Origin of the sequence: Klebsiella sp. MS 92-3 (genome assembly GCF_000195655.1) — a bacterium.
GTDB classification, from domain to species: domain Bacteria; phylum Pseudomonadota; class Gammaproteobacteria; order Enterobacterales; family Enterobacteriaceae; genus Klebsiella; species Klebsiella pneumoniae.
The window spans coordinates 1-11,269 of record NZ_GL882846.1 but is presented as its reverse complement, the minus strand read 5'-3'; the positions used below and the strand labels follow the sequence as shown (position 1 = coordinate 11,269).

The 11,269-nt window shown below is 51.4% G+C and carries 16 protein-coding genes and 1 pseudogene; all 17 read right to left on the bottom strand.

Annotation, left to right across the window (positions count from 1 at the left end):
• A pseudogene (locus tag HMPREF9538_RS06130) lies at nt 1–250 on the bottom strand (TraU family protein); the annotation flags it as partial.
• 43 nt (nt 251–293) lie between these two features.
• The gene (gene traW, locus HMPREF9538_RS06135; protein ID WP_004152590.1) at nt 294–920 is read right to left on the bottom strand and encodes a type-F conjugative transfer system protein TraW; all 627 of its coding nucleotides are present in this window, start codon (nt 918–920) and stop codon (nt 294–296) included.
• Nucleotides 920–1,309: a type-F conjugative transfer system protein TrbI gene (trbI, locus tag HMPREF9538_RS06140; RefSeq protein ID WP_004152591.1), complete on the bottom strand. Its 390-nt coding sequence runs from the start codon at nt 1,307–1,309 to the stop codon at nt 920–922. Before trbI ends, traW begins: the two co-directional genes overlap by 1 nt.
• A complete protein-coding gene (traC, locus tag HMPREF9538_RS06145) occupies nt 1,309–3,948 on the bottom strand; it encodes a type IV secretion system protein TraC (RefSeq protein WP_004152592.1) in 2,640 nt (879 codons plus the stop codon). Before traC ends, trbI begins: the two co-directional genes overlap by 1 nt.
• A 71-nt stretch (nt 3,949–4,019) precedes the next feature.
• Nucleotides 4,020–4,418 carry a hypothetical protein gene (locus tag HMPREF9538_RS06150; protein ID WP_004153071.1) on the bottom strand — a complete coding sequence of 133 codons (399 nt, stop codon included), beginning with the start codon at nt 4,416–4,418 and terminating at the stop codon, nt 4,020–4,022.
• Between the two features lie 295 nt (nt 4,419–4,713).
• A complete protein-coding gene (locus HMPREF9538_RS06155) occupies nt 4,714–5,118 on the bottom strand; it encodes a hypothetical protein (RefSeq protein WP_004152594.1) in 405 nt (134 codons plus the stop codon).
• 66 nt (nt 5,119–5,184) lie between these two features.
• Nucleotides 5,185–5,502: a hypothetical protein gene (locus tag HMPREF9538_RS06160; protein ID WP_004152595.1), complete on the bottom strand. Its 318-nt coding sequence runs from the start codon at nt 5,500–5,502 to the stop codon at nt 5,185–5,187.
• Nucleotides 5,503–5,721: a hypothetical protein gene (locus HMPREF9538_RS06165; protein ID WP_004171484.1), complete on the bottom strand. Its 219-nt coding sequence runs from the start codon at nt 5,719–5,721 to the stop codon at nt 5,503–5,505.
• A gap of 23 nt (nt 5,722–5,744) precedes the next feature.
• Nucleotides 5,745–6,035 carry a hypothetical protein gene (locus HMPREF9538_RS06170; protein ID WP_004152596.1) on the bottom strand — a complete coding sequence of 97 codons (291 nt, stop codon included), beginning with the start codon at nt 6,033–6,035 and terminating at the stop codon, nt 5,745–5,747.
• Nucleotides 6,036–6,039: 4 nt separating this feature from the next.
• Nucleotides 6,040–6,450, bottom strand: coding sequence for a lipase chaperone (locus HMPREF9538_RS06175; protein ID WP_004152597.1), 411 nt, complete (start codon nt 6,448–6,450; stop codon nt 6,040–6,042).
• Between the two features lie 131 nt (nt 6,451–6,581).
• Nucleotides 6,582–7,151, bottom strand: a complete 570-nt coding sequence (traV, locus tag HMPREF9538_RS06180) for a type IV conjugative transfer system lipoprotein TraV (protein WP_004152598.1) — start codon at nt 7,149–7,151, stop codon at nt 6,582–6,584.
• A gap of 22 nt (nt 7,152–7,173) precedes the next feature.
• Complete coding sequence (gene traP, locus HMPREF9538_RS06185; RefSeq protein WP_004152599.1) at nt 7,174–7,770, bottom strand: conjugal transfer pilus-stabilizing protein TraP; 597 nt, start codon at nt 7,768–7,770, stop codon at nt 7,174–7,176.
• Nucleotides 7,763–9,187, bottom strand: a complete 1,425-nt coding sequence (gene traB / locus HMPREF9538_RS06190; protein ID WP_004152600.1) for an F-type conjugal transfer pilus assembly protein TraB — start codon at nt 9,185–9,187, stop codon at nt 7,763–7,765. Before traB ends, traP begins: the two co-directional genes overlap by 8 nt.
• Complete coding sequence (gene traK / locus HMPREF9538_RS06195; RefSeq protein WP_004152601.1) at nt 9,187–9,927, bottom strand: type-F conjugative transfer system secretin TraK; 741 nt, start codon at nt 9,925–9,927, stop codon at nt 9,187–9,189. Before traK ends, traB begins: the two co-directional genes overlap by 1 nt.
• Complete coding sequence (gene traE, locus HMPREF9538_RS06200; RefSeq protein ID WP_004152602.1) at nt 9,914–10,480, bottom strand: type IV conjugative transfer system protein TraE; 567 nt, start codon at nt 10,478–10,480, stop codon at nt 9,914–9,916. Before traE ends, traK begins: the two co-directional genes overlap by 14 nt.
• A 19-nt stretch (nt 10,481–10,499) precedes the next feature.
• Entirely contained in the window at nt 10,500–10,805 is a 306-nt protein-coding gene (gene traL / locus HMPREF9538_RS06205; RefSeq protein WP_004178059.1) for a type IV conjugative transfer system protein TraL, read from the bottom strand.
• A 13-nt stretch (nt 10,806–10,818) separates the two neighbouring features.
• The gene (gene traA / locus HMPREF9538_RS06210; protein ID WP_004178060.1) at nt 10,819–11,187 is read right to left on the bottom strand and encodes a type IV conjugative transfer system pilin TraA; all 369 of its coding nucleotides are present in this window, start codon (nt 11,185–11,187) and stop codon (nt 10,819–10,821) included.
• Nucleotides 11,188–11,269 lie beyond the last annotated feature (82 nt).

The window sequence follows — 11,269 nt, the reverse complement described above, 5'->3', positions numbered from 1 at the left end:
CCCCCCCGCCCCCCCCCCCCCCCCCGCCCCGGAGGGCGAGGCCGGGTCGAACAAAAATCGGTGGCGGCGCCGGACACAGCTGCAGGGGACTACCCGGATTGCTGGTATCAGGCAGATCGCCTTTACCAACCTGCACGCTGCCGAGCGACAGGGGGAAGATGCAGCGCCAGCACACATCGGTGATCGGGTTAACAAACCGGCCCTCACAGGAGGGATCAGCAGCCGCACTGAGGCTGTACCCCCACAACATCAGGGCACTCAGGAAAAGCGTCAGGGTTTTCACAGAAACATCCTTATTTTACAGGGAAGGTCTCAATATTCAGGCGTTCACCGGATGGCGCCGGCGTGATCCGCGCCGGGACCGCCGTCAGGCCAAATCGCTTGCTCAGTACGCCGTTCTGGTCGAAATAGATCCGGCTGTCCAGCGCTGCGGAGGTGTCCGGGATACTGCCACGCACCAGGATAATTTTGCTCATCAGGGTTTCCGGCACCTGACGCTTCATCCAGGCCAGCTGGTCGGCATCGTCTCCATTGATGAAGTACAGGGTCTGGACAAACGGTACGGTTTTAAGCGGGTTCACCACATCGCCCTTGCGGGCAAACACCCGCCCCTCATTGTCCTTCAGGTCTTCGGTCAGGCGGATGCTGGGATCAAACCAGCGCTGCTCGTATTTCTCCGCACGCTTAATGCCCTCCACCGGTGCCGGGCGCTGACTGTTCTCGATAACCCGCTGCTTAAACGCATCCATCGTCTGGTCCCACTGGCCAGAGGATTGCAGTGACTGCAGACGCTGCGTGATGAGCTGCAGCATGTCCTGCTCCCGGACGGGCCATAAATCCCCCCAGGTACCGAGATCAGCCGCCTGAGTCAGCGGCGATACCAGGCAGGCGGCGAGCAGACAGTCTTTCAGTCGTATCATTACTGTTCTCCTTTCATCCGGCGGGCAATGTCGTGCTGGATGTTGCGGGTCACATCGGGCGCGCCCTGAACCACGGCAGGTGAAACCAGAATGACCACATGATGCTGCTGCTGATACTCCGCCAGACTCTTCTCCAGCGCGTCGTTAAACCGGTCAGAGAGCGCTTTTGACTGCGCTTCTGTCAGCTGCTTCTGACTGACACTGTCCATAAAGCTGTCGAGCGTCTTCTTCATATCAAAAGCCACCACTCGCGGCGTGGAGTACTCCAGAACCACGCGTGAGAGAAACGCGCTGGTTGCCAGGGCGAAAAGCACGAGAGCAACGATGACAGATATCCGGCGAAAGGTATGAGAGGTCGTACTGACCGGTTGTTCGGTGTTGTTTTTCATCACTGTTTATCCTCCATGTCATTCACCGGTATTCGGGATTCAAGCTCAGCCATTTCGTCTTTAAAGTTGCGGCACGCCAGTCCGTATACCGCATCGTGGATATCGACCCCCTCCTGCCGGCGTGCTTGCATGTACTCAAAATCCGGGCCTTTGGAGGAGTACATCGCCCGGCTGAGCGGGTCGACGAACAGGCGGTGCCAGGAGCAGTTCGCTTCCACCTGCAGCATAAAAGAGGAGAACCACTGCTCTTTGGCCGAACCGAAGCCGTTAATCATGTCTTTCTCCAGCTTGCTGAACTGATCCGGGTACAGCTGGTTATACTTGGCAAATTCCTTCGCTGACTGCTTCAGAATGGCCTTGTACGATGAGTTCCCCCACGCTGCACGTGCGGCGCTGGAGGCGGTCGGGGAGTCGAAGTCGACGATGTTCTGCGTGATGGTGATGTATGCGCCGGTATGTCGACGCGCGGTACGGTAGCCTTTCTCGATAAACTGCCCCACTTTTTCATTCTTGAAATCAAGGAGCTTCCATCCTTCATCGATGACGTTCAGTTTTTTCAGGCCACGCGGTGACTGATACATCCTGTTCTCGATGTAAATAATCAATGAAAACATCACAGCGATAAGCAGAGAGGGCCTCGACTCCAGGCCACCGAGTTCCAGTACCACCATCCGGGCATCATCGTGGAGTGTTGGTTTATCTGAGTTGAAATAGTCCCCGTAGATCCCATTCACCGTGTACTGATCGAGCAGGATTATCATCTCGTCCAGACGGCCCCGGATTGTCGGGGAATCAGCATATTCATCGCTGTCCTTCGCGTCCTGTAAAAACTGCACTACGTCATCAACGCGTGCCTGATTACGTTTGCTTAACCAGGCCGCCTGAACTGCCTGCAGAAGCAGGCCTTCATGGACTTCATCGAGGTTGCCGTTCGGACTGGCCATCACCGACATCTGATCGCGTATACGTTCTGCTGACATGTCGAAGTGAGCATCATCCAGCACGTTGGCGAATGGGTTAAACTTGAGGGTATCGCCATCGAGATATACGCCCCCCATGTTTTCACACAGGGACTTATAGCCATCGCCCATATCGAACACCCAGGCAAACCCGCCGGAGTCGAGCACACTGCGAATGAGGGGCTGAATCAGACCGGTTTTACCCGCCCCGGACGTCCCGCAGACCGCCATGTTGAAATTGGTATTGTTCATTCCCTCGTAGAACAGGTCGATGAACGCCAGCTGGTTTCGGTAGGTGGGCGCCAGGAGTCCCGCCGGCGCCAGCGGGCTGTCAGCGACGATCGGCAGGAGGTTAGCCACCTGGAACGTCTCCGCCCGCTTAACCACGCCTGCCGCCTGCAGCTCTTTAAACAGACCCTCACCACACTTGAACGGCATCATGGCCAGAAAGTTACGCAGGTGATGGTAGCGGGCCGGGATAAGCTGGAAACCGCCTTTACGGTAGCTGTTGAGCACCTGCTGTTCAGCGGCGAGAGAGGCCTCTGTGCTGTCTGCGGTGTACGTGGTGATATTAAAGAAATAGGACACCAGGGAGGTCTGGTTGGTCGACAGTCGCTGGCGGATATCGCCCCACTCCTGCATTTCCTTTATCACGTTCGGAAAGTACTTCGCGTAGGAGGTTTTGCTTTTCTTCTCCACGTCCATGAACTTCAGGTTGGCTTCGTTCTGGGTCTTCACCTGGTCCTCCACCATCAGCGTCAGCGTGATGACAAAGGGGCAGGAAATGGAGAGCTCCGGGTTAAGCAGGTTGGCGTAGTTGTCCGCAGCGGTCCAGAGGAAGGCCATTTCCGGATCACTCTCCAGATGGTAGCTCGTCACCCGGGTCACGCACTCTTTCCCGTCGCGCCCCAGGCGGCCAATTTTCAGATGACCAGCGGTGACCTGCATATCAAAGCTGTCATCGACACACTGATAGTTCAGATCCTGATAGGGGTCCAGCTTATACGGTACGCGGTACATTTCGTGCGGGTCCGGGTTTATCAGCTCACGCATCAGTTCGACCAGCCCGGACGCATCAAGGATACGCGTCGGAATATAGGCACCGCCCAGTGACGCCCGCAGGATTTTTATCTGGTTCTCCATCTCGACAATTTGCGTGGTGGAGTTCTTCTTCCTGGGTACGCAGCAGGAGATGTACACGCGGTAGTTACGCAGCGTGAGGGGCAAATCCAGATCAGGAGGCAGGGGGAACTTCGTCTCCGCTGCCCGGAGGTAGTAGGCCTGGGTAATGGCGTTAAACTTCTTAGCCTGTTTACCACTCCAGCGGAATTCACGCAGACCATAGTCGATATCATTGCCGACCAGTTTGCTGGAGACCAGATGAAAACTGACCGGGACGCCCCGGGGAAGTTTGCTGCGCAGTAAATGCTCCAGTGTGGCGACGATACTTTTATCCGCACCGGGTAAAGGACGCGCCTCAAACATAAAACCGACGGTTTTGTTATTAATAAACAGACCGGTCGCGGAATCATAATCCTTATAGGGCAGAATACGGCTGAACTGGGGGAAATTCATGCTGCCCAGCGTGTCATTGGCTTTAGCGGATTCGTCGGGCAGCTTCAGTGCTGATACGAGTGAATTCACAGCCTGGGTGACGGTATCAATGATGTTATTACTCATGCGGTCGTTCCTTTAAAAGCATTTCAAAACAACAAGGGTAATAAATGGCAAGAAGAATATTCATAGCCGCACTAGAAACTCCTTCTTATAATGGAAAGCACAGGAATGAAAAACAATAAACACATGGAGGCAATAATCTGACCCATAAAGATCGCATCCAACAACATCGCCCCTTGCCACAAACAAATAAGCAGAGTGATAAATAATAAAACCACATGAAAGAAAACAATCAGGAACAGAATGTTCGCTGAGAACTCCCCATCACTAACTTCCACCTCTAAGCAGAAAAAATAAAAGATACACAAACTACAGATAATATAGATGCCTTCATGTCGAATACCCTGAAAGAAATCAGGAGAATACTCTCCTGCCAGTCCATTGTAAGTCAGCCTAGCTCCCAGATAGATGAGCCAGTAGACTGGAGGGATAAACAAAAATCCATACTTTCTAAAAAACAGCATCATATCCATCCTCTGATTATTTGCTTATAGCGTTCAGTGAGTTAAGTTGTTTATATTTCTCGTTACATTTAGCGGCAATTTTCTTCGCATCGCGAAGGGTTAATGGTCCCTGGCTATTACGGAGTGCCGTTCGAAAATCCTCACCGGCACAGGGTATTGCATGAGAAATCATTAATAACTGTTCTTCAGTCGCTGTACCGTTATCTCTGTAATCATCGTAAACAAGATACAGCAGACCACCCCAAAAAAAAGAGTGGAAAGGCCCAGTTAACAATGTTTTTAACCGCGCTCGCGACGTTTACTTTCATTTTTTATTCGCCTGGTATAATTCCCACTGATGGATATACGCATAATACCGCTCACCTGGCACATTAATGATGATGCCATCACAGTCCAGTTTATTAACAGGGCTGGTAAAAGCGCCTGTCGGTATGTTTACTTCAAGTGTCTTGCAGTCGTTTTTCCAGTGTCTACCTGCTTCAAGTTCATCCATCGAAAATGAGTGAATGGAGATAACGAACATCCCGCAAAACCCAACCACCGCTATAAGTGCACAGTATATGAATGTATCACCTCTGTTAACTCCAAGATTGAATTTTTCAGGGATGGCAACCATTGCCAGCGCACCGACCACACCAATAACAAAAAGAATCAGGCATATACCGTTAAGCCATGCAACGTTATGTCCAAGTATATAGTACGTTTTCACTTTCTTATTCCTTATGCTGCATACTTTCAAATAACGTGAGATTGTTAATACTGACCATCGGTCTTACTATTCACCTGCCCCCATCTGATCAAAGGAATAAATCAAGACATAAAACATATAAAAGATCACTGTGGCTGTAAAAAATCCCGTTATTACTGACAGCGTCAAATCAGGAGAACCGGCCCACATGTTTTTATCCATGAACACCATGAAAGAAAATAAAGCACTGAGACCTGTAAGCCCAAACAACATTAAAATATAGGCAAGCGCATCTCTTATAAAAACACCCATAATTACATAGCCGTAACCACAGATAATGATTGCCATTGCAAAAAACAGTCGTACATAACCATCACTATCAAAACTTAACAGAGATTCAGCCATTTACCCACCCTCACTCAATGTTTCCATCACGCTGTTCAAAGGCTCGCGTGTTTTAATTTCAATGCACTCTCCTGTATTACTTCCGTAACCTCTGCCTCCACGTGCTTCGAGTACCCGTAGCATTTTTATGCAGACATCTGTATTAGGCATGGGAGTAATATCCCAAATCCCACCGCCACTACTCGGCGTCATCAGCACCAGAAAAATAAAGGCATGCATACTTTATTGCCTCTGTTTATATATTAACGAATGAATATTTCTTTCATTGTCTCTGCGAGAGTTGTTTGCTTATCGCCACTTATCGCTCTGTCATAATCAGCCTTGCTGACATTTTCAATAACATCACCACACTGAAGTCGATTTTGCGCAGGAGAGAAAAACCCTTTATCAATATTAGTCTCAAGCAACCGGCAGTCATGAGTCCAGTGGTGCGCGAGCGCCTCTGGTACAGGGTCATTACTGGAAGTAAAGAGAAAGAGATATACTAAAAATAAAGAAGCCAGAGCAAGCAGCCATTTGAATAATTCATCCATAACGTTACTTACCCTCCGTACTGAGTTTATTAATCTCTGCCTTATCTCTGTATCTCACATCCATATACCGTGTTACGCCATCCGGGCAAGACCAGGCATCTTTTGCTTTAGCCAGAAACCCTGCCTGCTGCGCTTCAAATGCGGAGATTCTGCAGTTTTTCAGCGTATAGATGACATCCTGTTTTCTGGTTTGAATCTGTTTGTATGTTGACTCAGGCTCAAGAAAGCCAAAAACTTCTGTAATCGCGACGACAATACACATTATCAGAATGATTGACTTACCCCACCAGGACACAAACAACCTCTGCAAAAAGAAAGACATTACTACGGTAGTGACAATAACCAGCATCAACATAAAAATATATGACGAATCCTCGCGCAAAAGCAGCCATAGATATTTCATTGAGTCAGTCATTTTTCAAATCCTTTCATTTTTCGTTACCGACGTTCATTTCACACGCTACCGCCCATCCCTTTCAACGCAGAGGGCACTCGTTTTAATTCAGAAATGAAAACTTACTGCAGCGCCAGTAATGGCGCTGTAAATCAATTAAGGCGAGGTTGTCCCCACGCCGATGGTTTTACGACAAAAAGAACCGTTGCCGGCTGGTGATATACATCATCTGCATCCACATACGGCGCTATCCACAATGACGTTGTCTCCTCCCCGTTTCTTAATGGTCGGGGATAATTACCCGGAATTGTCGCCGGAGAAGTATAAGTACTAAGACTAACTGGCCTGATATATACCGGAGCAGTCCGTGTTCTCAGGACGTCATCATAATTGACCGGTACCGTATTCAGGAACCCGGGTTTATTACTCACCGTCACAGATGGCGCTGTATTACGCCCTGGATTAATTACTGGCTGTGGCGGCAGCGGATATGAGTTTGGCGACGTCGTTCTGAAATTTCCGTCAGCCAGTCGTGGCAATCCGGCCGCAGCCGGCTTTGCGTCACTGCGTTCCTCTTTCAGCTTAGCTTTTTCATTTGCCTGTTCCATCGTCATACAGGTATCCGACGTCGTGGCATTACATTGAAATTCGGTCTCTGTGCCCGCACACCCGGTTAAGAGCAAAGCGCTGCCCAGAGGAATTAACAGCATTAATTCCTTCATGATATTTCTCGCTATTTATCGGTTATTTCTTCAGGTTCATCCTGATTTGGGTATTTTCCTTAATCGTCCGAACAAATTTATCCCCTTCACCCGGACTCATTTCATCGTAAACACGCTTAATCTGGCTGACATCAGATCGGGCTAGAATCAGCCCTGAAGAACCCAAAACAGACTCTCCGACGACAACACCGTTTTTCCGTATGATCCCCCTGCGGACAGGAGTCCGACGGAAAACCACAGCGATCCCGGTAAACACCACCGCCATCAGCAGCCAGAGCCAGAGAATATTATGCGTATAGCTCTGGTCGATATAGGCTGCATACCCTGCTGCATCTGTAATGACGGTGGTGCAGTCTTCCTGTAAAAGCGGAGGCAGTGGTGCGTTCACCGCATCACTATTGAGTTCTTTCGGCCCCGTGCAGTCCTGAATGACATATCCCTCCTGCTGCACGGACTCTACGGTTTTCACCAGCGTCTGGCCGAACGTGTACGGTCCCGTCCGGAACACCAGAACAACCAGTAACATCATCATGGCCAGCGGATACACCACCGCACACTTAACCAGCCAGTGAGCCCAGCGCAGTACTGACAGAACAGCAGTAATGAGAGACTTAGCCATTATTTTCCCCCTGCGGCGCTGCGCCCGGAGAGAACTCACGCGGATCAAGTTTGCCCAGCTTCTTCAGCATCTCGTCAGTATTGAATCCGTTCATACCGCCGCCTGACTGATGATGTGCATCAGCCTGCGGTGCCGGCTCCGCCTCCTGATTCTGAGCCTGCTGTTGCCCGTTCTTTTCCGCTTCCAGCTCTTCGATGGTTTTCAGCTGAAATCCATCCTGGAACACGACAGTCACTTCGTTACCGGCACCAATCGGAATGACCGGGTGATACTGCTCAGCCCTTTTGATGTAGTACTCGCTCAGCGTCTGCGCAGCTTTAGATGCACCACCGCCGACACCCATTTTCAGAACATCACCGGCGCCAACAGATGCGGTTGCCCCCAGGCCAACTGCCGGCTGTGAAGCGCGTTCCATGCCCTGGCCAATCCCGTCAACAAAACCGGCCCCCCATGCCCAGCCGAGGATTTTTCCGTTACGCATCACCACCTCTCCCTTAACCCCGTTTTTCCCCATAAAGGAAACGTGGCCGTTAATGGGCTGATCGATGGTTTTATCACCTTTGATACAGCTGATATTACGGGTACGGACAATGGCGCGCTCACTCGATACATCACCCCAGGCTTCAAGCCCCACAAAGCAGCCGGTCAGGTCATAGGTTTTGCTGTTTGGCATTTCCACGCGACCGGTGATACGCAGCTGCATCGGTACAGTGGATTCATTCCCGGTAACAGACGCGTTGGCATCTGCCCCCTCGATAAGCATGCTTTTTGCAAAGCTCCCCGACGGAATGTACGGCAATGACTTCGCTTTCTTTCCTTTGTCATAACTGAACGTTTTACGCTGTATCTGGTTTGGTACCGGTACAGACTGGTAGCTGACCTGCGGCGGCGGTGTCATACCATTCCCCGGATAGAATGCCGTCGGAGGCGGTACCGCGGCGCCGGTTTGCGGCGGATAACTGGCTGGCTGCGGCTCCCCTTCCGGACCGGGTGGCGGTGACGGAGGAGTCGGCGCGGGCTCGCCACCAGAGACAGCCGGTTTCACGCCCAGCGCCTTCAGCTGATTCTGCATGGCTTCATTGTCACTGCTGAGTTTGTCGATACGTATCTGGTCAGCGCTTCGCGCCTTACTCAGTAGGTCCACTTCCCCCTGCAGGGAGTCAAAACGCTTGTTGAGATCAGCGGCAGTCGCCTGCATTTCTGTTGTCGCGTGCTGCTCCACCTTACTGTTGAAGCTGCTGTCGACCACCCCGGTCATATCCGGTGCGGGTTCGCCCTGAGCCGGGGCTTCCTCATCAGAGCTCATGTTCAGATCTGACAGATACAGCCCGCCTCCGACGGCTGCCGCGCCGCCCGCCAGAATGAGTCCCAGCCAGATATATTGCTTACGTTTGATCAGCGTGTTGAAGTTGGCCATCAGCGCTCCACTCCTTCATCTGACGTCGTGACCCAGATCTGCATGCGACCACCGGCAGTCAGCAGGCCTGCCGGGGTACTGAACATGACGGCACGTGTTCCGGGCTGCCAGAAATCGCTTTCACGAACCATACGGGCCGACAGGGAGACATTGTCCAGACTGTAACGGACAACTTTCAGGTGATGACCGACCCAGACCCGATCGGCAGTGGCGCGCAGACCAGCCGGCACCTGCAGCACTTCAGAAGTGACGGGGACAGACTGATACTCATCGGGTACGCTGCCCTGGCGCACGGCGCGATTCAGCGAAACCAGTAACGATTCATAGGGGTTCGACTCCTCCCAGGCTTTTGCCGGACCGGGTGTCCCTGCCAGCTCGCTGACCAGCTGAATTGTCCGGCCTGAGCCCGCACGGGGCACGGCACGAATGGAGAAGTTCAGTCCGCGTTCGGTTTCCACAATGAAGGTGAATGGTTTTTTACTGACGGTCGCCAGAATGGCGCCGCCGCTGTCGGTCTGCTCCTGGTTTGTCAGACCGCCGTCCAGGCTGTTTATCGCCGTGATGCGATCTCCAGGTACTGTGAACAGATTCGGATCGGTGTTACTCACGGCAATATTTGCCTGACCGCCATTGGTCAGGGGAACCACTGTCGGCGCCAGCGTTCCGCTAAGGGTCGCTGACATCGCGGGGGCGACCAACAGCAGACAGCCTGAAATAAATAACGGGTTAATTTTTTTCATTATTTATTTCTCCAAAACGCGCCAGCCAGCTGACACCATCGACACGACTGAACTGAATGACATAACTTTTAATTTCACTGTAGGGTTTGGAATCCCCAATCCACGTTTTCAGCTCACCCCGGATATCCACGCGGTTCTCTGCCGGCCACGCACGGATCGAGGTCATATAAAAGGTGGCATTAACGTTATTGTCTTTAATGCGTTTCGCATCTTCAGCCAGCTGGACCTTTAGGCTGTTCTGCGCAGCGGGTAATACATACCGGAGAAGCTGCTGATGCTGGGCATCAACCGTTTCCGGCGTGACATTCAGACGCAGGGCAACAAAGGACAGGCCCAGCTGCTCAATATAAGAGGCGTCAGCCTGGTTCTGAGACACCGCAAAGGGGGCTCGGAATAACATCGGTGTCACCGCCACTTTCTGTTCCGTCTGCAGACGGTAATTATTTATGCCCTGGATAATATTGGTCGCAAGACTGAGGGTCAGGAGTGTCCCCAGACTGATAAATCCCACAGCGATAACGCGGGTGGTATTTTGTCTGGCACCATGTTCCATATGTTATTTCCCCGTTGATTTATTTAATCCACTGCCGGAAACAGGAGTCCGGAACATCATGAAAGAAACCTTTAAGAAGGGAGGTTGGCAGATACCAGTAAATCAGGTCGCGTAGCCAGGAACTGCCCCGCCCTTTTTTCAGTTTCTTGATACCCCAGAAAACCAGTGCCGCTGCAGCCATACCAAAAATGAACTTGCTGGTCCAGAAACCCCAGCCGAGACAAATCACGGCCGGGATAAGTTCATCGAGATATAAGCCAAACCAGCGGGACTGGTTAGTCAGTGTTTCCGGGAAACGGTATCGCTTTAATTCGTCTCCCGTCATCACGTGCTTCCTGTCAGTAACCGGCGACCGACATACCGATGGTGATAAAGGTGGAAATAATCGCGAAGCCAAACAGGAACTTCACGTTTTTGGTCATCATGTACATGATGCCGCCGGCGACAACTTCTGCCAGAACCACCCATTTGACGACGCTGGACTGCTTACCAAACGTGCCTTTAACGGTCGCATCCCCGGACTTCATCAGGTCGGTTGCCGTGGTGGTGGCCATCGCAGCATCCGGGAAGAACGCCGCCACAGCAGCAACCGGCAGCGCAACTTTAGCGGCTTTCAGGGCTTTCTTTTTATTGAAAACGCGGGACATAAAAGATGGTTTGGTTTTTTCAGGGACAGCAGAGCCCTGAACACTTAATACAGCATTCATATTTATTTCCTTTTAAATAGATAATGTTTAAATGGTAATACCTTCGGGACTACGGTGATGCTGCCAACTTACTGATTTAGTG